This is a genomic window from Streptomyces sp. 7N604, from assembly GCF_052245475.1.
Taxonomy (GTDB): Bacteria; Actinomycetota; Actinomycetes; order Streptomycetales; family Streptomycetaceae; genus Streptomyces.
On the sequence record NZ_JBQQBX010000001.1, the window covers coordinates 198,128 to 222,969 of the forward strand.

Below are 24,842 nucleotides of genomic sequence, written 5' to 3' on the forward strand. Positions count from 1 at the left end.
GGTGAGGCCGGAATGGCCCGGACTGGCGCGAGGACGGGCTCTCTCCTGAGGGTGCCGACGTCAGGCGCACGGGAGCGGTGATCGGCCGGGCGCAGGTTCGTTGCGCCACGGGCGGGCACTCGTCGCACGTGGTCTCTTCCGAAGCGGCCCAGCGGGTCCGGGTGCCGCTCCTCCGAGCCCAGTGGCGTCAGCAGGCCTTTCTCCACTGGCCGTACCCTCCGGAGGACATCCAGGCCATCCTGCCGAACGGCCTCGTCGTGGACCAGTACGACGGCGCGGCCTGGGTGAGCCTCACCCCGTTCCTCATGGCGGACCTGCGCCCGCTCGGTATCTCGCCCCTGCCTGCGCTGGCAGCCTCCCCCTTCCCGGAGACCAATCTGCGTACGTACGTCCGCGCGCCGGGTGGACGTCATGGAGTGTGGTTCCTGTCCATCGAGGTGGGCAGCGCCATGATGCTGGCCGCACGCACCGTGGGCGCGCCCTACCACCTGGGCGATCTCAGCGTGCTCGCGTACGACGGGACGGTGTCGTACGGCGGCTCCCGGCGAGGAGGTGAACCGACGTATCGCCTCATCGTGCGCCCCGGAGCGACGATCGATCCGTCGGAACGAGAGGTCTGGCTGACCTCGCGATGGCGCGCCTACACCCATCGGCTGGGCGTCCTCTGGGAGACCCCCATCTGGCATGAGCCATGGTCGCTTCATGAGGCCACGCTCGAGGAGTTCCACGAGACGCTGACCCCCGCGGCCGGCATCTCGGCACCCGCTGGCGACCCATCCGTCACGTTCTCCGAAGGCGTGCGGCACGTACGCCTGGGCATCTCGCGGCCCCTCCGCCCTGGCGAAGCCGACCCGGGCTGAGCCGCAAGGTCATTCGCTCGGGTGAGCAACTGCCCGACGGGTACCCGGGTCGCATGAATGGGAAGAACAGGCAAGCCCTCACCCCCGATCTGCCTCCCGTCGTGGAAGTCCCCGATCTGCCGAATCCCGGCGCTGGACACCGCGACGGCAAGCCGGGGCTCGGAAGAGTTCGCGATGGAGAGGAAGGACCACGGCGGGTGCCCAAGGAAAGCGCCGGCGATGTCCCGGACGGGAGAGAACATGAACGCTCGTGACCAGCAGAATCCCGTGGAACAGTACCCGCAGCCGCCCTTTCCGCAGCAGGATCAGCCCCATCCAGGGGGCACTGAGCCCATGGCACCGAGACCCGATCACGGTGAAGCCTCGTATCGCGGTTCCAGGCGGCTTGAGGGTTTGCGGACCGTCATCACGGGCGGTGATTCCGGCATCGGGCGCGCTGTGGCACTCGCTTTCGCGCGCGAGGGTGCGGACGTGCTCTTCACGCACCTCGCCGAGGAGGAGAAGGAGGCCGCCGAGACGAGCCGCCTCGTGGAGGAGGCCGGGCGGCGAGCCATAGCCGTTCTCTGCGACATCCGCGAGGAGGAAGCGTGCCGAGACCTGGTCGACCTCGCCGTGAAGGAGTTCGGCCGGATCGATGTGCTCGTGAACAACGCGGCCTATCAGATGGCTCAGCCAGACGGGATCGAAGGCATATCGACCGAGCAGTTCGACCGCGTACTCCGCACCAACCTGTACGGCATGTTCTGGCTCTCCAAGATGTCGCTCCCCCACATCCCGGCGGGCGGCAGCATCATCAACACCACGTCCGTGCAGGCCTACAAGCCCAGCCCCCACCTACTCGACTACGCGACAACCAAGGGCGCCATCGTCACCTTCACCCAGGGGCTCGCGGGGAGCCTGGCCGAACGCGGCATCCGGGTCAACGCCGTCGCCCCCGGTCCGGTGTGGACTCCGCTGATTCCCGCGACGCTGCCGGACACCGAGACGTTCGGCAAGCAGGCTCCTCTGGGACGCGCCGCCCAACCTGCCGAGATGGCACCGGCCTTCGTATTCCTCGCTTCTCAGGAGGCAAGCTTCATCACGGCCGAGATCCTCAACGCCACAGGCGGGACCCCACTGCCATAGCGTGACCTCGGCAGCATCAGCCCGGGACTCGGCCACCCGCGGCCAGATGCAGTCCGGTGTCGATCGCCATCGGCTTCATCATCGCACCGTGTTCGAACCCACGTCTGCTACGCCCGGTCGCATGCGTCGCCGGGTACCCCGCGCGCCGGACATCACGCGGCCAGGTCCGCCCATCACGAGCGCCGAGGCGTCTCGCACTTCGGGATGGTCGCCTCGGGCCGACCTTGCGGTACCGCGGGCGGCGTTTGGTACGAGGCACCGGAGGCACTCGGAACGCGTGATTCTCCTGAGGCCACCTGGGGTCTACTCACCGCAGGGTGACTCCTACCTCCTGCGGGAAGCCCTGATCAGCTCGGCAATACCGCAGGGTGCACGGGCCCTCGACGCGTACACCGGTACCGGCGTGCTCGCCCTGGCCGCGGCGCGCTTGGGCGCCGCGGAGGTCTGCGCGGTGGACGTGTCCTCGTCGGCGGTCGTCGCAGCCCGGTGCAACGCACGCCTGAACCGGCTCCGGGTCACCGTTCTCCGCGGGGATTTCTCCTCCTGCACTGCAGGGCGGCGGTTCGACGTGGTGACAGCGAACCCACCCTACGTACCGTGCCCAGCAGCATCCGCCACCGGCGGGCGCCGGGCCCGCGCCTGGGATGCCGGAGAAGACGGACGCTTCCACCTCGACCGGCTGTGCGCAGCGGCACCACGGCTGCTCGAGCCGAACGGCATGTTGCTATTGGTCCAGTCAGGCCTGTGCCGACCGGCGGTGACTCTGCGCATGCTGTGTGACGCCGGGCTGAAGGCCTCCGTCGTCGCCCGGCACCGACAGTCCTTCGGCCCTGTGCTCATGAGCCGTGCCCCGTGGCTGGAGGAGCAGGGCCTCATCCCCGCCGGCCAGCGAGAAGAGGAGTTGGTGGTCATTCGTGCCGACCGCGTCTCGTCCTGAATCCGAGCCGAACCGACCCCGTCATGCCGCTCCCGCCCCCGACGCGCGCCGCGTGATCGTGGAGCCGGGTGGACCCGTTCTCGTCGAAGGACCGGTCGAGGTGGTGCTCCCCAACGGCCGGACGGTGACCTCCGATCGCTTCATGGTCGCTGTCTGCACATGTCGGCGGAGTCACACGTATCCCTGGTGCGACACGAGTCACCGGCGGCGCCCTCGCACCGAGCTCGAGCCCGAGGGCACGGGCGGCGGGACCTCACAGGAAGGATTGTCGGAGTGATGATCGCCCGCGGCTCCACGCGCTGAGCAGATGCTCGGCCAACCTGTCCTCGAGCAGCTCCGAGGCCTGCATTCCGAACACCACGTCCCCGGCCAGCTCCGGCGCCCCGGCCAGGAGATCGGCCAGTACGTCGTGGCGCATCACCTGCTCGTGCACCGCGTCCGCCTCGATGTGCTCACTGTAGAAGCGCACGCATGCGGGGCTCGCGCCCATCCTCCGCAGGGCCCGGACCATCCTGCGCGCACTCGGCGCGGTGGTGATCTCGGCGGCCGCGAAGTGGCCGACCAGAGCACCGCGCAGCCCGCGGTGCAGGCCGAACAGCGACATCATGTTCACGGTGGCCATCGACGGCGCCGGTACGGTGTCCAGATAGTGCAGATAGCCGGTCTCCAGGCCTGCACCGCGCAGCAGATCGGCATAGAGCCGGGAGTGCATACGCTCCTCCCGGCCACCGCCGAACTCGTCGTACTCCACGGCGACCAGCGATGCCTTCGCGCGGCCCTGGAGGCGTGGGATGACCCAGGCGTGCGGGTCGGCCTCCTTCAGGTGGTAGATCGACCGATGCACCAGGTACTCGCGCATCTGCCACCACGTCCCGTGGTCACTGAGGTAGTGGGAGACGCCCGTGCCCTGCGCCGGCTCCACGAGCAGCTCGCCGAGAGCGGCTTCGACGTCACGACCGCCTGCCGTGCCCGAGCGGAGGGCATCGAGGAAGGCCCGCTCGGCCCGACCGCGGAAGCCCAGCAGTTCCGGCTCCCACTCCCAGGCCTCATCCACCCCGCGAAAGCCGCGATAGTGCAGTTCGTAGCAGAGCTGCAGAACCAGCTGAAGATCCTCACCGAAGGGATCGCAGCCATCGACCTCCGGCCAGCTGCGGTGGGCACCGGGAGCCGGCGAGCGCAGGCTCTCCGCGACCGCGGCCGACAGCGGACCGCGCGGCTCCGGCAGGTCGGGTGGGTGGATTGCCGAGGTCGGATACAGGTCGGCCAGATCGCTCACGGCGTGCCTCCCGGGTCAGGTGTTCCGGTGCCCCCTCTTGCCGTCCCGGCAGCGTGCGGCGACCTTGGTGGCGATGAGGACGTCGTCTGCCCGATCAAGTAACGCAGAACCGCACCCGGGCCGTCGGCACCCGCCGCGCGCTGCCGTTCGGCACCGGTACCGCGCACGGCCATCTCCTCGATCCGGCTGCGCACGAACGACAGGTCACCGGCCTCCTCCAGCGCGGGGCGCACGTGGTCCACGAGGGTCGCCACGCGTTCGAGGGCCGGCACCCTCCGCTCGTACGACGGGTGCACCGCGGGTCCCCGCATGCCGTACCGGGAAGCCGACCAGACCGCGGCGGCCGCCACCTGCTCGCGAACAGGCGGGGCTTCCCGGCCGGCCGACAGCGCGGCGAGCGCAGTGAACACCAAGGCCCGCGACAGCGCCGCCTGAAGCAGGGCCTCACCCACGGTCGCAGCGGCGTCCGCTGCCCGAAACTCGACGGTGGGGAAGCGCAACGACGGCCGGGCCAGCCAAAAGCTCATCTTCGGATCCACCAGTGAGCCGCAGTCGACCAGCCGCGCGAGCTCGTGCTCATAGGCCGCCGCGGACGCGAAATGCGGTGGTACTCCGGATCCGGGGAACCGCGATTGCTGCACCATGCGCCAGCTCGCGTAGCCGGTGTCCGTGCCCTGGTGATAGGGGGAGTTGACGGACAGCGCCAGCAGGGTCGGCAGCCAGGGGCGCAGATGGTTGGTGACGGCCACAGCCATTTCCATGTCGGGAACGCCGACGTGGATATGGCAGCCGCAGACTTGATAGTCGGCGGCCACCCCGGCGTAGAGCTCCAGAATTCGGCGGAATCGGCTCCCCTGTGTCACCGGCGTCGGTTCGCCGGACAGCGGAGGTGTCCCGGAGGACACCAGCCTGAGGCCCGTTCGCTCCGCAGCCGAGGACAGAATCTCCCGGGCGGAGCACATCTGGGCGCCGAGGTCGTCGAGCCGACTGCATATACCGGAGGCCGCCTCGACCTGGGTCGACAGCAGTTCGTGCTTGAATTCGCCGCCGCACACCGCCGGAGCCTGCTCTGCGATGTCCAGGACATCGGCCGCCCGCGGCGCCAGGCGGCCGCTTTCCGCGTCCACCAGGAGGAATTCCTCTTCCGCTCCCATGGTCGGCAGCATGAAATCCTCCGGAGGCGGGGCCATCACCACGCTCCAGCGATGGCTTGGAACATACATACCCGTCCGAGTTGCCGGACTCCATGGTTCTACGCACTTGCGGTACCACGGTGTGCTCGCCCGCTGGATCGATCTCGGTCCTCCGCCGCGAGCGACACGGCGAGGGTGTTTAAGCACGTGCCGGCGCGGGACTCGTAACAACATCACGAGGAGGAGATCATGCCGCGAGGATCCAGTTCCAAGCGAGAACGGCAGTACGAGAAGATCAAGAAGGGCGCGGAGGAGCGCGGTACGTCGACCAAGCGGGCAAAGGAGATCGCTGCGAGGACCGTGAACAAGGAACGCGCCCGCAGCGGGGAGTCCCGGACCGCCAGCCGTACCTCCATTCAGGACAAGTCGCCCTCCCAGCGGGGCGGCCAGCGCTCCGGCAAGGGCGAGGGCCCGAAGGGCCCGACGCGCGACCAGCTCTACAACGAGGCCAAGCAGCGCGGCATCGAAGGCCGCTCGTCGATGAACAAGGACGAGCTCGCCAAGGCGCTGGGTCGCTGATATCGCGCTCGCGACGCCCATTCCCCGACAAGCCCGAGGTGCTACCGCACCTGGGAGGAGGAAGCGTGTCCGCGCAGCGCCACGACGCTCTGCCGCCGGTCGGCTACGAATACCTGCCGGTGGAGGAGCTCACCCCTCGACGCCGAGCTCACCCCTCGACTCCGGTGGAGGTGTGAGCGGCGCCCACCGGTTTGGATTCCGGTGACCCGCGCTGGCGCAGGTAGATCGAAAGAATGGCCATGGAAGCGATGGCGAGGAATTCGGACTGCCAGTTCTGGAGCGTACGGCTCCAGAAGTCGGCGGAGAAGATGTAGTCGGGCCAGCTCATAGGTGCCTGAAGCTGCCTCAATTGCTCTTCGTTGTACGCGGCGACACCGCTGATGGACTGGGCCAGCCAGGAGAGCAGGAAGATGCTCCCCATGACGAGGCCGAGCGAACTGCCGTACACCTTGAGCCGGATCCCGCCCGCGGCCGCCCACCGGGGAGCGTCCGAGCCCGCGTGCCGGCCGACGCGCTGCGCCTCGTCGGATTCCGTCCCGATCCTGTCCGTCCGCTTCGACTCCGGCGAGCCGCGCTGCACCAGCCACACGGTGAGGAAGACGTAGAGGAAGAACTGCAGGTATTCCGACTGCCAGTTCTCCATCACGTCGACAGCGAAGTCCGAAGAGGCCATGTAGTCGCCAACAGAGATCGGCTGGAGATTCTCGGCCACGAGCTGATTGTTGAAGTCCGCGTGGCCCGCGAACGCCTGTCCCAGCAGAGCAAGAAAGAATGCGACGCCGAACGCCAGTCCCAGGCCGTTGTTCCTCAGGAATTTCCGCACGTAGCGCTTCACCGGTGCAGCACCCCCAGGGCAATGCAGTACGCCAGGCCGCCGGCGATCACCAGCAAGCAGAGCGTGAACATGACCTTCATGCGCCCTCAGCCGCTCTTCAGCGTGCAGCGGTACGGCTGCTGCGGCCGCGGCGTGCACCCCGCGGCCACGACCTTCCAGCCGGAGGAGAACTGCGACAGGAACAGGGTGTCCGCGGTCAGGACCACGCGTGCCTGCCGCCCGTGGACATCGACGCTGCGCACATCCCCCGGTCGGTCACCGGCCGACGGGACGTCCTCATCGAGCACGCCCTGAGCGCAGGCCGCCCGGGCGGACTGCGCCACCTCCTCGCGAGTGCCCGGCGCCAGCACCTCGCACACGCCGGCCGCGTCCTCGGCGCGCACGGCGCGCTCGAAGTCCAGAGCGGCCGCCATGGCAGCGCTGCGCCGCTCCTCGACCGCGCCGCAGCCCACCGTCACCAGCAGGACGGCTGCCGTCCCCGCCACCGCACTCCATCGCCACCGCCGCGCGGTGCACATGGCGCGGGTGGGCGGCATGGCCATGCGGCGAGGCCCTTCTCCCCATTCCTCGACGTCCACAGACGACTTGTACACCGAAGCACAACCGCCTCTGGATCGGCTCGCCGGTGGCGGAGGCACGTGACCGTTGGTCGGCGCCGCAGATCCCCCGGCACAGCCTCTGCGTGCTCCTGGCTCGCCGGTGACGTCGGCATCAGCAGCTCCGCCAACCCGTGCTCATGAATCGCCCCCGCCTGTGGGCGACTCGCCCGAAGGCCCCGGCAGGAACTCCTGCGCCTTCGCCTTCAGCCCCTGGATTGCCACGTCCACGCGGTCCGGGTCCCCCTTCAGCAGCGACGCGGCCGTGGCCTCCAGCTGCTCCCACGTCGCGTGCGGCGGGATCGGCGGCACGGAGGGGTCTGTCAGGAACTCCACGACCGCGGGCCCCTCCGCCGCCAGCGCCTCCCGCCATGCCGGCTCCACGCCGTCGGGCTTCTCGACCCGGATGCCGGTGAGGCCGAGCGAGGCCGCGAAGGCCGCGTACGACACGTCGGGCACGGACTGCGAGGGCAGGAACTGCGGCGCCCCGCCCATCGCCCGCATCTCCCACGTCACCTGGTTGAGGTCCTGGTTGTTCCACACCCCCACGACCAGCCGCGGATCGTCCCACGCGTCGCGGTACTTCGCCGCGGTGATCAGCTCCGCCATGCCGTTCATCTGCATCGCGCCGTCCCCCACCAGCGCGATCGCCGGCCGGTCGGGCTGGGCGAACTTGGCCCCGATCGCGTACGGCACGGCGCATCCCATCGTGGCGAGCGTGCCGGACAGCGAGCCGCGCATCGTGCCGCGGAAGCGGATGTGCCGCGCGTACCAGTTGGTCGCCGAGCCCGAATCGGCGGTCAGGATCGCGTTGTCCGGCAGCAGCGGGTCCAGGGAGTGCGCCACGTACTCCGGGTTGATGGGGTCCGCGGACAGCTGCGCCCGGCGCCGCATCACCTCGCGCCAACGCTCGACCGCGGCGCACGTCTCGTCGTACCAGTCGCGGGCGGTGTTGCGTCGCAGCAGCGGCAGCAGCCTGCGCAGGGTCGCCCGGGCGTCGCCGACCAGGTTCACCTCGTACGGGTAACGCATCCCGATCATGTGCGGGTCGATGTCGATCTGCACCGCCCGAGCCTTCCCGAAGCCCGGGAGGAACTGCGAGTACGGGAAGCTTGAGCCGACGGTCAGCAGGGTGTCGCAGTCCCGCATCAGCTCGTACGAGGGGCGGGATCCCAGCAGTCCGACCGGCCCTGTGACACCGGGGAGTTCGTCCGACAGCACGTCCATGCCGAGCAGCGCCTTGGCGACCCCGGCACCCAGCAGGTCCGCGACCTCCGCGACCTCGGCGCGCGCACCCGCCGCGCCCTGCCCGACCAGTACGGCCACCTTGTCGCCCGCATTAAGGATCTCCGCCGCGCGCTCCAGCGACTCCTGAGAGGGCACGGACTCCCAGCCGCTGCGGTCGAGGCTGGAGGGCACCATCTTGAAGGCATGGCCCGGCGGCGAGTAGTCCAGCTCCTGCACGTCCCCGGGAATGATCACGGCGGTGGGGGCGCGCCGGGCGTACGCCGTGCGCACCGCCCGGTCCAGGACGTTCGGCAGCTGCTCGGGCACGGTCACCGTCTCCACGAAGTCGGACGCCACGTCCTTGAACAGCGTGTGCAGATCGACCTCCTGCTGGTACGAACCGCCCATCGCGGAGCGGTGCGTCTGCCCGACGATCGCGACGACCGGCACGTGGTCGAGCTTGGCGTCGTACAGCCCGTTGAGGAGGTGGATCGCACCCGGGCCCGATGTCGCCACGCACACCCCGGCCCGGCCGCTGAACTTCGCGTAGCCGACGGCCTGGAAGGCGGCCATCTCCTCGTGCCGGGCCTGGACGAACCGCGGCTCGTCGCCGGCCCGGCCCCATGCGGCCAGCAGGCCGTTGATCCCGTCCCCGGGATACCCGAAGACGTGGGCGACATCCCACTCGCGCAGGCGGGCGAGGATGTGGTCGGCAACCTTCTCTGTCATCTGGCGGGACTCCTCTCGGCCCGCCACTACGGCAGCAGCTCGGTGCGGTGGGCGGCCGCGCGCCGTCCGGAGAGTCAGCTGACGTCCTGGCGGGGATGCGGAATTGGTGCCATCCCGAGTTCCAGGCTCGGGCCCGCGGAAACCCGCCCTACGGCCTCGCGCTCGTGCGGGGGTCCGCACCAGGTCGCTGGCGCCGGGCAGATGGTGGTACCCGGCACCCCGCGCGACGGTGATGCAGGTCACTCGGCTTGCCCGTCACAAACGCGAGGTGGGCCGCATCCCGTGTGTGAACTGATTCCACAACAGGAGGCACACATGAGGGTCGTGGTGGTGGGAGCCGGCTACGCGGGGACGATCGCGGCGAACCGGCTGGCCAAGAAGGTGAAGGCAGCGGAGATTACGGTGATCAACCCCCGTCCGGACTTCGTCGAACGGGTACGGCTGCACGAGCAGATCGCCGGGACCGGAGCCGCGGCGACCCCGCTGACGTCGATGCTGAGCGAAGGGGTCGCAACGCGGGTGGGCACCGCCGACAAGATCGGCGACGGTCAGGTCACTCTCGGCGACGGGGCGAGTCTCGACTTCGACTACCTGTTCCTCGCGGTGGGCAGCACGGTCGCACCGCTGCCGGGCACCGTTCCGGTGGGGACCTGGGAGGGCGCGGAAGAGGCGCGGGCCGCGCTGGCCGGGCTGCCCGGCGGGAGGGTGGTCACCGTCATCGGTGGCGGGCTGACGGGCATCGAGACGGCATCCGAGATCGCCTTCGGCCGACCCGACCTCCACGTGCGGATCGTGGGACAGACGATCGCCGCGAGCCTGTCGGCAGGAGCGCAGAAGCGTGTGCGCACCGGCCTGGACCGCTTGAACGTAGAGGTCGTGGAGGACTCCGTCGCGCAGATTGACCCTGGCGCCGGGGAGGGACGAGGCGACCTGGTGCGTCTCCACTCGCGCCCGCATTTCACCTCCGACCTCACGCTGTGGGCGATCATCGGGAGCGTGCCCGACCTGGCCGCCCGCAGTGGACTTGAGGTGGATGCCGACGGGCGTGCGGTGGTCGACGAGCATCTGCGCAGCGTGACCGACCCGCGGATCTTCGTCGTCGGCGACTGCGCGGCGGTTCCCGGCTCTCGAGCGGCCTGCGCGACGGCCATGCCTCAGGCCGCACACGCAGCGGATACGCTGGCGCGGATGATCCAAGGCCGTAAGCCCAAGCCCTACTCCATGGGGTACACCGGACAGGCGTTGAGCCTGGGCCGACGCGACGGGCTGCTGCAGGTCAGCCGCAGGAACGACACCGTGCGCAGGCTCTACTTCGCCGGGCCCACCGCGGCCGTGGCCAAGGAGCGAGTCTGTCGCTACGCGAAGTTCGGCGCCCGCACCGCCACCTACGCCTGGCTGCAGGGCTCGAAGTGACCGAGCAGCCGGATCCCACGAACGAGTTCACCACGCACAGGGCCCTGCTGTTCTCGATCGCCTACGAGATCCTCGGGTCGGTGGCCGACGCCGAAGACGTCCTGCAGGACAGCTACCTGCGGTGGCGGTCGGTGAACCACACCTCGGTGGAGAACGCGCGGGCCTATCTGGCGCAGATCGTCACCCGGCAGGCGCTCGGCGTACTGCGGTCGGCCGTCCGCCGCCGGGAGCAGTACGTGGGGCCGTGGCTGCCCGAGCCGCTGGTGACCGACGCTGCCGGCGACGCACCCGACGGCGTCGACCATGTGCTCACCGGCGAGGCCGTGACCACCGCGATGCTGCTGGTCCTGGAGGCCCTGACCCCTACCCAGCGCGCGGTGTTCGTGTTGCGCGAGGTGTTCGGCTTCGACTACGCGGAGATCGCCGCCGCGGTGGGCAAGTCCGAGGCCTCGGTGCGGCAGTTGAACCAGCGCGCCCGCAACAGCGTGCGCGCGAGGCGACACACCGCAGTCGCCACCCCTGCTGAGGCACGGCCGGTCGCCGAACGGTTCATGACAGCGGCCGCGACCGGTGACGTCCAAGGCCTCATGGACCTGCTCGCACCCGATGTGGTGTTCCTGGGTGACGGCGGCGGGGTCGTGAACGCGGTGCGGCGCCCCGTGGTCGGGCCCGACAAGGTGGCCAGGCTGCTTCTCGGGCTCCTGGCCAAGGGCGCCCGCATGGGCGAACTCGACGTCCGCATCGGCACCTACAACGGGATGCACTCCTTCGCGGTGCTCATCGACGGCGAACTCGATCAGGTGACCTCAGTCGAGATCCGCGGCGCTGTCGTGACGGCCATCTACTGCGTCCGCAACCCGGAGAAGCTCACGGCGGTCAAGGTGTGACCCGCGCGCCTTCAAGGCTTTTGCCAACAAGCGCACTGAAGTGCAACCGAGCCGGGCCTCGTTCACGGTGAGTCTTTGACCTGGGCCCGTTGCTGATCGCCTGCCAGTTCCCGATCGTCGTGGTGTCGGGTGCCTGAGCGCAGGGGGGCGGCGATGGCGTCGTGACGGGAGGTCACGCGGGAGACGATGACGGAGACCCTCGCCTCCGTCTACCGGGCACTCGCCGAGGCTGAGGAAGCCGATGCCCAGGCGGAGACGCAGGTCATCGGCTCCCGGAGGCCGGCCCGCGCACGGATCACCGGACCCGACAGCAGGCACCGACCCCGAGCTGATGGAACGCCTCACACGGCAGTCCTGGACGGGACTGGCGACGAGGTGATGAACGACCTGATCCGCCGGACCGAGGACGGCACGACCGACGTCGTGGCGGAACTGCCGGCGCAGGCCCGGGACGGAGGTGCCAAGTGATCCCCGGACCGCACCGGATGAAGATACGGGCATGTGTCACGGGCAACCAACTCAGCCCCTTCTCGAATTGACACGAGACCTCCAAAGAGACGCACCGATGTGCACCCTGATAGGCCCTCCTGTCGGCTGGTCTGCTCGCCGGAACGTTCGGCTACAGCGCGGCCGACCTCATCCCCACCTTTAACGCCGTACCACTCGACATGCGGCTGGACTTCCACGTCCAGCTGATGAAGATGAACGGCATCACCGTGCAGACCGCGATGGGGCTGCCGACGCTGAGTTCCCTGACTCTCGCCGCCCTGATGCGAGGCCGCCCACGGCTGCTCGCCGGCACGTCAGGTCTGCTGGCTTTCGCGTCCTTCCTCATCACTCGATTCGGCAATGTGCCGATCAACAGCCACATCAAGAAATGGGCCGCCACCCTTCCCGTCCACGCAGGCGGGCCATTGGCGCTGAGGCCAAGCCATCCTGCTCGCCGGAATCGGCATGAGCAAATCTGCCCTGGCCAAGTCCCTCGCAGTACGGGCCGTGGCCTTCGGATACCGGATCTATGTGCCCTGCGATCCAAAGAGCGAATGGAGCATCGTCGCCCAGGAACTGGGCGGCAGACCATCGCCCTCGGCCCCGGTCTGCCAGGCCGATTGAATCCGCTCGACACGCCCGACAGGCCGTACGGCGTCAGCCAGGAGAACTGGACAGGTGAGGTCCGCAAGCGGCGCCTCCTCCTTCTCGGGTCACTCGCGAGCCGAGTGGGGCCAGGCATTGCTGTCACAGCCACAGCTCGGAGTATCTACTGGCGCCGTCATGCTGCTCTGGCGAGGTGCAACTCCTCGGCAGCGGCCAGGAAGGCCTCTATCTTGCGGAGTTCGGTAAGCGCCACTTACCGATCATTCAGAACATCGGCCTTGATGGCGGCGCGGGGCTTGGGAACGATCGAGGGCCTCACCGACGACGAGTACTTCTGGTCGCCAGTGCCGGACGCCTGGAGCGTGCGGCCGCGCGGCAGCTCGACAGCGCCCGTGCAGGTCGGTGCCGGGGACTTCACGATGGACTACGCCTTTCCCGAGCCGGTCCCCGCGGCCTTCCCGACGATCGCCTGGCGACTCGTCACGTCATCGTCGGCGTGCTCGCCGCGCGCAACGCGGCGCACTTCGGCGCGCCGGCGGCGTCGTACGAGACCTGGGAATACGCTCGCAGCGCGGCCACCGCGCTCGACCAGCTCGACGCCCAGCTCGACGTCTGGCTGGCCGGGTGCGCGGCCTCGGCGAGGCCGGGCTCCGGGTCCCGGTCGGCGCGAAGGAGCCCTTCCCCGAGGCGCCTACGGCCGACCTGGTGCTGCACATCCACCGCGAGCTGATCCACCACCTGTCCGACGTCTGCCTGCTGCGCGACCTCTACCTGCCGAAACCGCTACGAACGGAGCAACCCGATGAGCCGCCACATCCAGGTCACCTTCGACGCCCACGACCCGCGGGCGCTGTCGTCCTTCTGGCGCGACGTACTGGGCTACGTCCACCCCGGCCCGCCCGGAGTCGACCTGCCCGAGGACGCCGACCCGCTAGCCGCGTGGGACGACTTCCTCGCGCGGGTCGGCGTACCGGAGGAGCAGCGCAACACGAGATCGGCCATCGAGGACCCGGACGGGCACGGCCCACGGCTGTTCTTCCAGCAGGTGCCGGAGGACAAAGTCGCCAAGAACCGCGTCCACCTCGACGTCCGTGCGGCTCCCGGACTGCAGGGAGAGGAGCGGATGGCGGCGCTGGAGGTCGAGTGCGACCGGCTTGTCGCGCTGGGAGCGACACGGGTACGTCGCTACGAGCCCGCTCCCCCGATGAGCGCCGGCTTCATCGTGATGACCGACCCCGAGGGCAACGAGTTCTGCCTGGACTGACGCAGCTCAGCTGTAGTCGCGGAACTCCAGGTAGAGCTCGCGCTGGATCGCCGGCGACACGTCGCTGCCGACCACGTCGAGGAGCTCGAAGGGCCCCGTCGAAAGGGCACAGCCCTCCGTCATGGCCGTGTCGATCTCGTCGGTGGTCGCGTAGTGGGGCCTTGAGTCGATCACTGCTTGCGAATCGGCCGAGGGCTTGGAGCACGTGGTCGCGTGTTGTTGCACTGCCCAGATGGCCCGCGTCTTCGACGACGATCAACTCAGCGTCAGGCCAAGCAGTACAGCGGCAAGCACACAGGGTGATCTTCCGGCCGCGCGGCGACGAATACGCGACACCTCAACACGCGCGCCGACCAGTCGGCCGGGCCCGGGACAACACACCTAGGCCCTCCCGGGCGGCGGCGAGCTGGGCGTCCACGGCGACGACACCGTCAACGCCCTGACACAGGCCCACGACCATCGGGACGAGACGCGGTTCCGGGACGTGACCCCGCAGGGTGACGGCCCCGTCCCGGACCTCGACTGCAACGGTGCCCTCGTCCAGGCCGAGGATGCGCCCCAGGACGTCCTGCTCGACCTCGCTGCGGATCTCGGCGTCGGAGCGGACGAAGGTCTCGAGCAGGTCGCTGCGGCTGACGATGCCGGTGAGGAGCCCGTCGTCGCCGACCACCGGCAGCTGCTTGACGTGCCGCCTGCGGAGTTCCCGCGCGGCCCGGGGGATCGTCCTGTCAGCGCGGGCGGTGAAGACGGGGCTGCTCATGAGCGCGCCCGCCGTCCGGGCCCGGGCCTTGCCCCAGGCGCGCTCGTCGCTCCCCTCCCGCCCCAGCGGATCGGGCATCCCGGTCTCGTGCCGCAGCACGTCGGACGCGGACACGACGCCGACGGGAGCGCCGTCGTCGTCGACGACCGGGGCCGCAGCGATGTCGTTCGCGTCCAGCAGGGCGGCGGCCTCCTGGAACGGTGTGTCGGGGCGGAGGGTGAGGACCTCCTCGGTCATCACGTCACCGACCGTGCGGCGGTGCAGCATGGCATCGGCCTCCTCCGTTTGTGCGACGGGGCGGCCGCGGTCGGACCGCCTGGCCGACGACAGCGGCGCGCCGGCCTCCGCGGCCCTGCCGGCTCGTCCCCGCCGTCTCCCCCACCCATGACAGCACCGCGCCGCCGCGGCGACCAGCTCCACCGGTTGGCTGCACCGAGCACCTCGGAACGTTCCCAGCGGTCAGAAATACCAGGCCATGTGGCCCAGGTACTCCTCGAAGGAGGGTCCGGGCCCCGGTGCCGAAACCGGTCGTTCGCGATCCTCGGGACGCGCTCGGCCCCGAGCCGCGGCTTGTCCAGCGCGCTGGCGTCGTCGGCATAGATCAAGGCACGGAGCAAGGCGCTCAAACTGCGCTACGGGTCCCAGCACCCCGCGTGGGGGCTACTGCTCGCCGGGACCCCGGAAGCACAGAACGGGGGCCCGCACGCGCTGTCCGCGGTGCAGGAGCCGAACGAGCTTTCCGGCCCCGCGCAGATTCGCCGGGGTGGCGGAACGTGCGGGCCGTGAGGGGCGATCCATCAGAGAGGCCGACAGGAGTGACAGGCCTGATGCCGCGATGCGGGCCGGGGTTCGCTCAGTTCAGCTGCAGGCGGTCGGCCAGTCCCGCGGCGGTGAAGGCGGCCACCAGATCGCCGCGGCCTTCAGTGAAGTGGGCCCAGCTGTCGAAGTGGACGGGGACGACCCGGCGCGCCCCGAGGAGCTGAGCGGCATCGGCGGCCTGGACGCTGTCGAGCACAACCGTCGAGTCGAAGATGGGCAGGCGCGGAGCACCTGCGAAGAGAACGGCGGTGTCGACCGGGCCGAACCGCTCGGCGATCTCCTTGACCAGGGTGAGCGAGGCGTTGTCGCCGCTGACGTACACCGTGGCCAGGTCGGCTGCGGTGAGGACGAAGCCCACGACCTCGCCCGCTATCGGTTCGACCTCCTCGCGCGCCCCAGGACCGTGGATGGCGGGTACGGCCGTCACGGTCACGGTGCCGCCGTCGGGACGGTCCAGCTCGACGGACTCCCAGTCCTCAAGACCCTTGGCGTCGGCGCCCAGGCGGCCCGCGCCGCTGGGGGTGGTGAGGGTGACGGGCACGTCGGCGAGGAGGGCCCGGCCGGAGTGATCGAGGTTGTCGGGATGCTCGTCGTGGGAGAGCAGGACCACATCGATGCGGCCGAGGTCCTCGGGCGCGGCGGAGGAGGGCTCGGTCTTGGTCAGGACCAGGCCGGGGCCGAGGGGGTAGTCGCCGGGGGCATCGAAGGTGGGGTCGGTCAGGAACCTCAGCCCGCCGTACTCGATGAGCGCGGTCGGGCCGCCGAAGACGCGGACGGGGATCTGCTCAGGGGGCGTGCCGACAGCAGCCGTATACAAGGAACACCTCACGGATAGTTAGCGGTTTATCCGTGAGAGACCGTAACGGCTTCTCACGGATGAATACAAGCCGTAACATGAGAATCATGGACGAGACCCTGACCGCCGAGCCCGTAGTTCCGCCCGCACCGGGCGCGGCGCAGTACCGCGCACTCGACTTCGCCAACAGCGCCGTCGCTCTGCCCGGCGGCCGGTTCCTCGACCTCCTCGGCACCCCCGCCGCCGCGAACCAGTGGCTCACCGAACACGACCTCGCCCCGACCGGCGCCGGACTGCAGGAGACGTGCGCGGCGCAGCTGCGGACGCTGCGTGAGCAGATCCGGGCGCTGCTCGCCTCCCGGGTGGACGGGCACCCCGCCCCGCCGAGCGCTCTCGCCGCCGTCAACGGCGCCCTTTCCAGGGCTCCCGCGGCCGCCCTGCTGCACTGGGACCCCACCCGCGGGCTGCTCCGGGCCGCCTCGCACCCGATCACCCAGAACGTCGATCACGCCCTGGCCGCCCTCGCCGACAACGCCGCCGAGCTGCTCACCTGCCCCGACGCAGAACGCCTCGCCGCCTGCGGCTCCAGCCCCTGCAACCGCTACCTGCTGCGCCACGGGCGCCGCCACTGGTGCTCCACCCGTTGCGGCGATCGCGTCCGCGCGGCCCGTGCCTACGCCCGGCGTACGCGACTCGAGTCCCGCTGAGACAGCTCCTCCGGCCCGCCACGATCGGTGTTGAAACGTCCCCAGCGGTGATGTCGAGAGGATGTGGCGGAGGGCGCGCACCGACTCGACCGGAGTGCCGCCAGTGGCGGCCGTGTTGTCATCCCGCGTGCGTTACTTTTCTCACGCGATGACGCTCAGCCACCACAGCCTGAGTCACCTGCTCCAGGGCCGCCGTGGGCCTGCTCGACCTCGGTCCCGGCGAACACGCGATGCGCCGGCTCGGGAACCGGGACATGCCGGTGGGCGAGGTGGGCGACCAAGGCCGGAAGCCGAGTGAAGACCAGGTGCCGTGTCTCCTCCTGGAGCACCTCATACCGGGCGTTCGTCCGAGCGGACCACGGCTGCGTCGCGCTCCGTCCGTAGTGCCGTCAGCAGACGGCGGATGCGGAGCAGAAACGGGGTCGCGGCCGAACCGCGACCGGAATACGGCCGACTGCCGCTTGCTCCGGTCGCGGCCGGCGTCGGTCAGGCGGGCAGCGGCAGCCGGTCCGCGAGGGCGAGCTGCGCCCACCAGTCGGGGTAGACGGCCGGGAGTGCGCTGGCCGCGTCCAGGTCTGCCAGGTCCTGCTCGGTGAGGACCAGGTCGACGGCGGCCAGGTTCTCGGTGAGTTGGTTGGGGCGCTTCGCGCCGATGATGACGCTGGTGACTCCCGGCCGGGCGAGTACCCAGGCGAGGGCGACGCGGGCCACGCTCACGCCATGCCACGAAGCGACTTCGCGCAGCGCATCCACGATGTCCCAGCCGCGTTCCCGATCCACGGGCGGGAAGTCGGCGAGGGCGCGGCGCGCGGTCTCATCGCTGGCGCCGTTGCGGTCGAACTTGCCGGACAGGAACCCGCCGGCAAGCGGGCTCCACACCAGCGTGGCGAGCTTCTGATCCGCAGCCATCGGCAAGATCTCCCGCTCGATGTCCCGTCCGGCCAGCGAGTAGTACACCTGCTGGGACACGAAGCTCTCCAACCCGCGCAGCTGCGAGGCGCCGAGGAACTTCATCATCTGCCACGCCGCCAGGTTCGAGGCGCCGATATAGCGGATCTTGCCCTGCCGAACGGCGTCGTCCAGAGCGGCCAGCGTCTCCTCCACCGGGGTCAGCGGATCGAAGCTGTGGATCTGGTACAGGTCGATGTGGTCGGTACGCAGCCGGCGCAGACTGTCCTCCAGCGCCCGGGTGACCCACAGGCGTGACAGACCGACGTCGTTGGGACCGGTGCCGGTGCCCATGCGGGCGAAGAGCTTGGTGGCAAGCAGCACGCCTTGGCGCCTTGAGCCCAGCACCCGGCCGAGGATCTCCTCGCACTCACCCGCCGCGTACATGTCCGCGGTGTCGACGAGGTTGACACCTGCGTCGAGAGCCAGGCCGACAAGCTCGTCCGCAGCTTTCTCGTCCAGACCACCGACGAGGCTCCACGGCGGCGTCCCCGCCCCACCGAACGTCATCGTCCCCAAAGCGATCCGGGAGACGAAGACCCCCGTGGCGCCCAACTGCTCGTATTGCATGTTCCGCCTTCCGATGATCCGTGCTCTGGTCGTGGACGGCGCTGCGGACGTCCGCACGGCTGCCTCCGACGCTAGGAGGCTCCGACCGAACAGACCATGATCAAGCGTCTGGAGAACCTTCGCGTTCGTCCATGGCGGACGGCACACGGAAGGGAACCGCGGGCCAGCCGTCCAGCCTCGCCGTCACCGCTGCGAGCGGGGCGCTGCGGTACTGCGTCGGCGAGATGCCGGTGACCCGTTTGAACGCGGTGCTGAACGCGCTCTCCGACGAGTACCCCCATTCGGCGGCCATCGAGGCCACGGTCCGCTCACTGCGGCGCAGCTCCCGGCCGGCGGCCAGAATCCGCCAGCGCTGGAGGTAGACGAGCGGCGGCAGCCCGACGAGTTCCTTGAAGCGGGCGGCGAAGCTCGCCCGGGACATGCCCACCTGAGCACCGAGCGTGGCGACGGTCCATGGGCGGTCGGCCTGCTGGTGCATCAGCAGCAGCGCACGGCCGATGCGCGGATCGCCGAGCGCACCGAGCCAGCCCGGCGGGGCCGTCCCGTCCGGCGCGCCCGTTCCCGCCACGACGGCCCGCAGAGCCTGGATGAACAAGATCTCGGTGAGCCGCTCCGACATCACGGAGGTGCCCAGGCGCACGGCGCCCACCTCCTCAAGGAACACCTCCAGCAGCGGCTGGATCGCCTTTGCCTGAGCGGTTCCGGCGCGGATGGCGACTATGGGTGGCAGGCCGTCGAGCAGCAGGGCGACGGTGGCGTCGAGGAAGTCGACGCTGCCGCCGACGATGAGCGTCCCCTCCTGGTCGGCGGTGCGGTACGTCTCCCCGATCCGCACGATGCGGCTGGAGGAGGCTCGGTACACCTCTTCCCCGCTTTGGTATGGCACATCCAGGTCCCCGCAGAGCGCGAACGACTCGCGCGCCGCCAGCAGGAAGCAGTCACCGGCCTGGAGACGCACCGGCTCGGCTCCGTCGGCGCCGAGCCAGCAGAAGCCGCCGAGTACGGCCCCGATCTTGATGTGCTCGTGGACACCGAAGCGCAGTGCCCAACTGCCCCACGCCTCCAGGCCCGACAGCGACCCGGCCCTGACGTTCAACGAGGCGAGAACATCGAACAGCGGGTCAACCGGTGATTTCATGTCCTGCACGTTAGCGGGAATTCGGCCATCCCCGCTGGCCGAATGAAATGCCATCGGTAGCGGGTAACGGGCGGCTCCGCGGCAGCTGAGCGCGGGGCGCAGAGGATGTCACGGTTGTGTATCGGGCCGCCACGAGAGAACCCCGCGTGGGCCGGGTCCGTAGCAGGGACCGTCGGCCTTCCCTTCGAAGGCCGCGCAGCAACAGGTCTCTTCCTCAAACGGGGGTTCCCATGTTCTACAGACGTGCCGCCATGCTCGCCGCGCTCACCGCCACGGGCATGCTTCTGCTGTCCGCCTGCGGCGGCGACGCCGGAAGCGATGGCGCCACCGGCGAGAAGGCTCCGGCCGCCGCGTCCTCGTCCGGCGAGATCGAGCTGGCGTTCAAGCGCGGCACAGCCCAGGAGAACAACGCGCAGCAGAACACCGGCGATTGGGCGAAAGCTGCCGCACCAGCAGCAGCCGTCAAGAAGCCCGTGGTTCGCAAGTGGGTGCAGCTGTCGGCCGGTCGGGCCGGGACGCTGAATCCCGTGGTGGTCAACGGGGCCGGGTTCACGCTGTACCGGTTCGACGACGACTCGGCCAACCCCTCGAAGTCCACCTGTGAAGGTGAGTGCGCCGCCACCTGGCCGCCGTATCTGATCGCTCCGGGTGGACGGATCTTCGTCGACGGGGTCAAGCCCTCGGCGATCGGGGTCATCAAGCGGACCGACGGCAATTTCCAGGTCACCATTGGAGGCTGGCCTGTCCACCTCTTCAGCAAGGATCTCAAGGTCGGCGACACCAACGGCCAGGGTGTGGGCGGCACCTGGTTCGGCGTCACGCCCAACGGGCAGCGGGCCGGCCGGCCCACTGAGGCGGAATCCGGCAACCAGCCCAGCTCCGGTGCGTCATCGGAGGTCAGGCCCGCGAGCAGCGTCATCCTCTTCGACGCGCCCGACTTCTCCGAGAGCGGCGCCTCTCAGGGCATCGCGGGCCCCGGCTGCCAGAACGTCAGGCGGGGAAGCGACTTCGGCTCACTGAGCACGAACGGCTCCGTCAAGATCTGGGAGGAAGCCGACTGTCAGGGCAGGTCCGCCACGGTCGAGGGCAACGTGAGCAACCTCGCCGACATCGGGTTCACCACGATCAGGTCGATCCGCTTCGCCGGCTGACCGCTGTTCTCCGGGGCGGGTGGGGTGACTCCCCCTTACGTTCCGCCCGCCCCGGGCACCACACGAGTCGAAGGATGGAAAGGGCCGTGACACGCCGCACACCGATCGCCGCCTGCGTCACCGCGCTCCTGCTCGTCCTTGCAGGTGCCGGCTGTGACTCCCCGCCACGCCTGCCGGCCTTCTCCAACCCCGTCGTGCCAGGGCTGTGGACCGCCCAGCGCATGTCGGAAGCCCGGGCCGCGGACACCGCCGTGCCGAACGGCATCGGCGAGGACGCCGGCACCACGGATCCCGAACCCGACCCGGTGCCCGCGACGGCGGAGAAGGTGGCGTACCGCGACAATGCCGCGGTGATCGGGAAGATCTTCTTCGACACCCCCGACGGGCCGAGCGTGTGCTCCGGCACTGCGGTGGAGGACCCGGCACGCCCCGGCAGATCGGGGCTGGTGTGGACGGCGGGTCACTGTATGCACGCCGGGGCCGGCGACGGCTGGTTCCGCAACCTCGTCTTCGTACCCTCGTACAACGATCTCGGGCTCGACGCAGCAGGCCGGCAGGCCGCGGACGAGGACCGGATCGCGCCCTTCGGAATCTGGTGGGCCGACTGGGCGGAGGTAGCGCCCGAGTGGGTCGCCGAGGGTGCCCCCTCCGGCGGTGGTGGCTCGCCGTTCGACTATGCGGTGATGCATGTACAGCGCCAGGGGCTACCGGCCTCGCTCCAGGAGACGATCGGTCAGGCGGCGCCGGTCTGGTTCGGCGCACCGTCGGCCACTCGCATCGGGGACATGGCGGTCTGGGGCTATCCGGCCGAGTCCCCGTTCGATGGTGAACGGATGTTCTCGTGCCAGGACAGGCCCGGCCGTCTGTCGATCCACTCCGACCAGCCGGTGCTGTACCGGATCGGCTGCACGATGACCGGAGGCTCCTCCGGCGGCGGCTGGTTCGCCCGCGGTCCGAACGGCGCCCTCGCGCTGGTGAGCAACACGTCCATCGGTCCGGCCGACAGCACCTGGCTCGCGGGGCCGCGCCTGGGTAAGCCGGCGAGGGAGTTGTATGAGCGCGTCAGTGACAAGGCCGGTTCTCTGTGAGGGCCGTGAGCTTCGCACGGACGGCCTCCGCGCCCGAATGGCCGAGCCGTTCCAGGATGGCGAGAGCCTCCGCCCATGCCGCACGGGCCGACTCCACCCCGGCCGCCGCGTGGTGGGTGTCCCCGAGGCGGCTCAGCGTGTCCGCTTCGGCGTAGGCGACGCCGAGTTCGCGGTAGAGGGCGAGGGCCTGTTCGTAGCCGGTGACGGCCTCGGTGTACCGCCCCAGATGGTGCTGGGCGAGGCCGATGCTGTCCCAGGTGTCCGCCTTGAGGTAGGGACGGTGGTGCAGTTCCGCCGTCGCCAGGGCTTCCCGGCAGTGGTCGAGCGCCTGCTGGTGCTGCCCGAGCAGGGTGTGGCACCAGCCGACGGCGTTGAGTGCCGCGGCGGTGCGCGCACTGTGGCCGGCAGCTCGCTGCAGAGCGAGAGACTGTTGGGCGTGGGAGAGCGCTGCCTTCAGGTCACCCTGCCGCTCGGCCACCCAGCTCAGCTGCCGGTGGCTATCGGCGCAGGCGGTGACGTCACCGGCAGCGGTGAACAGCTCCACCGCCCGCTCCATGCGGTGCCGTGCCTCTTCGACCCGGCCCAGATCGGTCGCCGCCCGCGCCAGTCCCCGGTGGACGTGTGCCTGGGCACAGGGGTCGACGAGACGGTCTGCCGCCTCCATCGCGATGTGGTGTATGGCTTCGAGGTCGTGCCACAGCCCCTTCCGGTCCAGGTAGTGTCCGACGGCCCAGGCGAGCTGCCAGGTGTGCGTGTCGAGCCCATGAGCGGCCGCCGTTCTGATGGCCGCCACCAGCACCGCCCGTTCGGCGTCGAACCAGGCCGCGGCCGGGCCGGAGTGCCCCGGCTCCGGGGCGAATTCCTCGGCCCGGACGCCCCGGGAGGGGGCAGGCAGCACGATCGCGGGCCGGTCGGGAGAGTACGCCCGCCCTGCGCGGTGGGCACTGTGCAGATAGTGGTCGAGGACGCGGACCCGGGCGGTGTGGTGCTCCTCCGGCGTGTCGGCGGTACGGGCCAGCTCGCCGCCGTAGGTGCGCAGCAGGTCGTGGGCTGCGTACCGGCCGGGCACGGGTTCGTCCACGAGGTGGGCGTGGGCCAGTTCGCTCAGCAATTGGTGAGTGTGCGGGACCGTGAGGCCTGCGAGGCTTGCGGCGGCGGCCAACGAGGTGTCCGGGCCCGGATGCAGGGCGATCAGTCGGAACAGGCACGCGGCGGCGGGGGTGAGGGCGTGGTACGACCACGAGAAGACGGCGCGTACGTCGACCGCCGTGTCGGTGTCGCTGAAGGCATCCAAACCGCTGTGACCGTTGGCGAGTTCGCCGGCGAGGGTCGCAAGAGGGAAGGCCGAGCGAGTCAGCGCCCGCGCAGCCGCGATGGACAGGGCGAGCGGCAGCCGGGCGCAGAGTTCGATGATCTCGTCGACGGCCGAGGGCTCGGCAGCCACTCGGTCGGCGCCCAGCCTGCGTACGAGGAAGTCGCGCGCCTCCGCCACAGAGAGCGCGTCGAGGGTGATGGGCTGGGCTCCGTCCGTGGCGATGAGGCCGGACAGCCGGTTCCTGCTGGTGACGATCACCAGGCAGCCGGGGCTCGCCGGCAGCAGCGGGCGTACTTGCTGAGCGTCGCGGGCGTTGTCCAGCAGGAGCAGCAACCGCCGCCCGGTGAGCCGTGTGCGGTAGCAGGCCGCCAGCGCGTCGGTGTCCTGCGGAAGGCTCAGCGGATCGGCCCCGAGTGACTCAAGAAGCGTGCGCAGCGCCCGGTCCGGGGAGACCGGCGGTCCGGCCGGGTCGAAGCCCCTCAGGTCGATGTAGAGCTGACCGTCGGGGAAACGGGAGGTGACATGGTGGGCCCAGTGCACGGCGAAGGTGCTCTTGCCGACTCCTGCCATGCCGGTGATGGCGCTGACGACGATGGTCGTGGGCGCCTCGCCGTTGCCGTCAAGCAGCAGGTCCATCTGTGCGAGTTGCGCCGCACGCCCGACAAAGGCCGGCAGGTCGGCGGGGAGCTGTGTCGGCGTCGGCTGGTCGGGTGCCGGCGCGGCCGGGTGCACGGGCGTGGGAGGGGCGGTCAGTCCGGCGTCCGCCCGCAGGATGCGCTCGAACATGTGCCGGAGTTCAGGTCCCGGATCGACACCCAGCTCGCCGGCGAGAACTGTGCGGGCCTCGCTGTACGTCGCGAGCGCCTCCGCCTGGCGTCCCGACCGGTACAGGGCGAGCATCAGCATCTCCCGGAACCGTTCGTCGAGCGGGTGCTCGGCCACCAAGTCCGCCAACTCACTTGTGACATAGGCGTGTTCGCCCAGTTCGAGCCGGATCGCGAGGCTCGCCTCCAGGGCCGCCAGTCGCAACCTGCCGAGCCTTTCGCGCTGTGCCTGGGCATACTCACCGCGGACTCCGGCCAGCGCGGTCCCCTGCCAGCAAGCGAGGGCATCGTCCAGGTGCCGTGCGGCAGTCTTGACATCACCGTCGCGGCGCGCCCGGTCGGCACGGGCAGCGAGGTCCCGGAAGGCAGCCAGATCGAGCGATTCGGGCGACGTATGCATCTGGTAACCGTCTCCCACCGAGAGGATCGCCAGGGGGCCGAGCTGCCGACGCAGCCGATGGACGTAGGTACGCAGCGAAACCACCGGGGACCCCGGCGATCCGGTCCCCCAGACGGCGTCGACCAGCGCTTCGACCGAGACCTGTGCGCCTTCACCGAGCAGCAGCATGGCAAGGACCGCACGCTGCTTCGGAGGCCCGAGGTCCACCTCGTCCGGCCCGCGCCAGCCGCGGACAGGCCCCAGGACGCTGAACCGCAGTTGTTCCGGCACTCAGGCTCTCCCCTGCTCAGATCGAGCACAAGGCCTCGCCGCCCGGCCGCCCTGATCCCAGGAAAAGCACTGACGTTCCGCGCCGGGCTCCATGGCGGCG

General features: G+C 70.0%; 24 protein-coding genes and 1 pseudogene. 13 read left to right on the forward strand and 12 right to left on the reverse strand.

Annotated features, from left to right (window positions below; genetic code table 11):
• Positions 1 to 128 precede the first annotated feature (128 nt).
• The 4 genes from ACTWP8_RS00870 to ACTWP8_RS00885 all read left to right on the forward strand — a co-directional run bounded on the left by ACTWP8_RS00870 (position 129) and on the right by ACTWP8_RS00885 (position 3,199).
• Positions 129 to 860, forward strand: coding sequence for a YqjF family protein (locus ACTWP8_RS00870; protein WP_443320199.1), 732 nt, complete (start codon positions 129 to 131; stop codon positions 858 to 860).
• A 240-nt stretch (positions 861 to 1,100) separates the two neighbouring features.
• Entirely contained in the window at positions 1,101 to 1,985 is an 885-nt protein-coding gene (locus ACTWP8_RS00875) for an SDR family oxidoreductase (protein WP_443320200.1), read from the forward strand.
• 277 nt (positions 1,986 to 2,262) lie between these two features.
• Positions 2,263 to 2,922: a HemK2/MTQ2 family protein methyltransferase gene (locus ACTWP8_RS00880; protein ID WP_443320201.1), complete on the forward strand. Its 660-nt coding sequence runs from the start codon at positions 2,263 to 2,265 to the stop codon at positions 2,920 to 2,922.
• A gap of 52 nt (positions 2,923 to 2,974) precedes the next feature.
• Entirely contained in the window at positions 2,975 to 3,199 is a 225-nt protein-coding gene (locus ACTWP8_RS00885) for a CDGSH iron-sulfur domain-containing protein (RefSeq protein WP_443320202.1), read from the forward strand.
• Here the strand turns inward: ACTWP8_RS00885 and ACTWP8_RS00890 are convergent.
• Both ACTWP8_RS00890 and ACTWP8_RS00895 read right to left on the reverse strand, forming a co-directional pair.
• A complete protein-coding gene (locus ACTWP8_RS00890) occupies positions 3,176 to 4,198 on the reverse strand; it encodes an iron-containing redox enzyme family protein (RefSeq protein ID WP_443320203.1) in 1,023 nt (340 codons plus the stop codon). The two genes, ACTWP8_RS00885 and ACTWP8_RS00890, sit on opposite strands and share 24 nt — an antisense overlap.
• Positions 4,195 to 5,388, reverse strand: a complete 1,194-nt coding sequence (locus ACTWP8_RS00895; protein WP_443320437.1) for a carboxylate-amine ligase — start codon at positions 5,386 to 5,388, stop codon at positions 4,195 to 4,197. Before ACTWP8_RS00895 ends, ACTWP8_RS00890 begins: the two co-directional genes overlap by 4 nt.
• Positions 5,389 to 5,580: 192 nt before the next feature.
• Here ACTWP8_RS00895 and ACTWP8_RS00900 point away from each other — a divergent pair, with 192 nt between their 5' ends.
• A complete protein-coding gene (locus tag ACTWP8_RS00900; protein ID WP_443318023.1) occupies positions 5,581 to 5,910 on the forward strand; it encodes a plasmid stabilization protein in 330 nt (109 codons plus the stop codon).
• Positions 5,911 to 6,058: 148 nt separating this feature from the next.
• Here ACTWP8_RS00900 and ACTWP8_RS00905 read toward each other — a convergent pair whose 3' ends face one another.
• From ACTWP8_RS00905 to ACTWP8_RS00915, 3 genes are all read right to left on the reverse strand, one after another.
• Positions 6,059 to 6,745 (reverse strand): DUF6766 family protein, encoded by a 687-nt coding sequence (locus ACTWP8_RS00905; RefSeq protein ID WP_443320204.1) that lies wholly within the window; start codon positions 6,743 to 6,745, stop codon positions 6,059 to 6,061.
• An 86-nt stretch (positions 6,746 to 6,831) separates the two neighbouring features.
• Positions 6,832 to 7,287, reverse strand: a complete 456-nt coding sequence (locus ACTWP8_RS00910) for a hypothetical protein (protein ID WP_443320205.1) — start codon at positions 7,285 to 7,287, stop codon at positions 6,832 to 6,834.
• Positions 7,288 to 7,479: 192 nt separating this feature from the next.
• The gene (locus tag ACTWP8_RS00915) at positions 7,480 to 9,297 is read right to left on the reverse strand and encodes a thiamine pyrophosphate-requiring protein (RefSeq protein WP_443320206.1); all 1,818 of its coding nucleotides are present in this window, start codon (positions 9,295 to 9,297) and stop codon (positions 7,480 to 7,482) included.
• A gap of 315 nt (positions 9,298 to 9,612) precedes the next feature.
• Between ACTWP8_RS00915 and ACTWP8_RS00920 the strand changes: the two genes are divergently transcribed.
• The 4 genes and pseudogenes from ACTWP8_RS00920 to ACTWP8_RS00935 all read left to right on the forward strand — a co-directional run.
• The gene (locus ACTWP8_RS00920; RefSeq protein ID WP_443320207.1) at positions 9,613 to 10,710 is read left to right on the forward strand and encodes an NAD(P)/FAD-dependent oxidoreductase; all 1,098 of its coding nucleotides are present in this window, start codon (positions 9,613 to 9,615) and stop codon (positions 10,708 to 10,710) included.
• Positions 10,707 to 11,597, forward strand: a complete 891-nt coding sequence (locus ACTWP8_RS00925; RefSeq protein WP_443320208.1) for an RNA polymerase sigma-70 factor — start codon at positions 10,707 to 10,709, stop codon at positions 11,595 to 11,597. Before ACTWP8_RS00920 ends, ACTWP8_RS00925 begins: the two co-directional genes overlap by 4 nt.
• Before the next feature lie 186 nt (positions 11,598 to 11,783).
• Positions 11,784 to 12,065, forward strand: a complete 282-nt coding sequence (locus tag ACTWP8_RS00930; protein ID WP_443320209.1) for a hypothetical protein — start codon at positions 11,784 to 11,786, stop codon at positions 12,063 to 12,065.
• 465 nt (positions 12,066 to 12,530) lie between these two features.
• A pseudogene (locus tag ACTWP8_RS00935) lies at positions 12,531 to 12,817 on the forward strand (ATP-binding protein); the annotation flags it as partial.
• Between the two features lie 355 nt (positions 12,818 to 13,172).
• On the opposite strand, the gene ACTWP8_RS00940 reads toward ACTWP8_RS00935, so the two are convergent.
• Complete coding sequence (locus ACTWP8_RS00940; protein ID WP_443320210.1) at positions 13,173 to 13,430, reverse strand: hypothetical protein; 258 nt, start codon at positions 13,428 to 13,430, stop codon at positions 13,173 to 13,175.
• Between the two features lie 64 nt (positions 13,431 to 13,494).
• On the opposite strand from ACTWP8_RS00940, the gene ACTWP8_RS00945 reads away from it, so the two are divergent.
• Entirely contained in the window at positions 13,495 to 13,956 is a 462-nt protein-coding gene (locus ACTWP8_RS00945) for a VOC family protein (RefSeq protein ID WP_352038507.1), read from the forward strand.
• A gap of 6 nt (positions 13,957 to 13,962) precedes the next feature.
• Here the strand turns inward: ACTWP8_RS00945 and ACTWP8_RS00950 are convergent, their stop codons facing one another.
• The 3 genes from ACTWP8_RS00950 to ACTWP8_RS00960 all read right to left on the reverse strand — a co-directional run bounded on the left by ACTWP8_RS00950 (position 13,963) and on the right by ACTWP8_RS00960 (position 16,352).
• Positions 13,963 to 14,130, reverse strand: coding sequence for a 3-hydroxyacyl-CoA dehydrogenase family protein (locus ACTWP8_RS00950; RefSeq protein ID WP_443320211.1), 168 nt, complete (start codon positions 14,128 to 14,130; stop codon positions 13,963 to 13,965).
• Between the two features lie 163 nt (positions 14,131 to 14,293).
• Complete coding sequence (locus tag ACTWP8_RS00955; protein ID WP_443320212.1) at positions 14,294 to 14,983, reverse strand: CBS domain-containing protein; 690 nt, start codon at positions 14,981 to 14,983, stop codon at positions 14,294 to 14,296.
• A 586-nt stretch (positions 14,984 to 15,569) separates the two neighbouring features.
• A complete protein-coding gene (locus ACTWP8_RS00960) occupies positions 15,570 to 16,352 on the reverse strand; it encodes an MBL fold metallo-hydrolase (RefSeq protein ID WP_443320213.1) in 783 nt (260 codons plus the stop codon).
• An 86-nt stretch (positions 16,353 to 16,438) separates the two neighbouring features.
• Between ACTWP8_RS00960 and ACTWP8_RS00965 the strand changes: the two genes are divergently transcribed.
• A complete protein-coding gene (locus ACTWP8_RS00965; protein ID WP_443320214.1) occupies positions 16,439 to 17,038 on the forward strand; it encodes a CGNR zinc finger domain-containing protein in 600 nt (199 codons plus the stop codon).
• Between the two features lie 486 nt (positions 17,039 to 17,524).
• Here the strand turns inward: ACTWP8_RS00965 and ACTWP8_RS00970 are convergent, their stop codons facing one another.
• A complete protein-coding gene (locus tag ACTWP8_RS00970) occupies positions 17,525 to 18,556 on the reverse strand; it encodes an aldo/keto reductase (RefSeq protein ID WP_443320215.1) in 1,032 nt (343 codons plus the stop codon).
• Positions 18,557 to 18,656: 100 nt separating this feature from the next.
• Positions 18,657 to 19,694, reverse strand: coding sequence for an AraC family transcriptional regulator (locus ACTWP8_RS00975; protein ID WP_443320216.1), 1,038 nt, complete (start codon positions 19,692 to 19,694; stop codon positions 18,657 to 18,659).
• Positions 19,695 to 19,924: 230 nt separating this feature from the next.
• Here ACTWP8_RS00975 and ACTWP8_RS00980 point away from each other — a divergent pair, with 230 nt between their 5' ends.
• Together ACTWP8_RS00980 and ACTWP8_RS00985 are read left to right on the forward strand one after the other, a co-directional pair.
• Complete coding sequence (locus ACTWP8_RS00980; protein ID WP_443320217.1) at positions 19,925 to 20,845, forward strand: hypothetical protein; 921 nt, start codon at positions 19,925 to 19,927, stop codon at positions 20,843 to 20,845.
• Between the two features lie 86 nt (positions 20,846 to 20,931).
• Positions 20,932 to 21,933: a trypsin-like serine peptidase gene (locus tag ACTWP8_RS00985; RefSeq protein ID WP_443320218.1), complete on the forward strand. Its 1,002-nt coding sequence runs from the start codon at positions 20,932 to 20,934 to the stop codon at positions 21,931 to 21,933.
• On the opposite strand, the gene ACTWP8_RS00990 is transcribed toward ACTWP8_RS00985, so the two are convergent.
• On the reverse strand, positions 21,908 to 24,742 hold the full coding sequence (locus ACTWP8_RS00990) for a BTAD domain-containing putative transcriptional regulator (protein ID WP_443320219.1): 2,835 nt from the start codon (positions 24,740 to 24,742) through the stop codon (positions 21,908 to 21,910). The genes ACTWP8_RS00985 and ACTWP8_RS00990 overlap by 26 nt on opposite strands.
• Positions 24,743 to 24,842 lie beyond the last annotated feature (100 nt).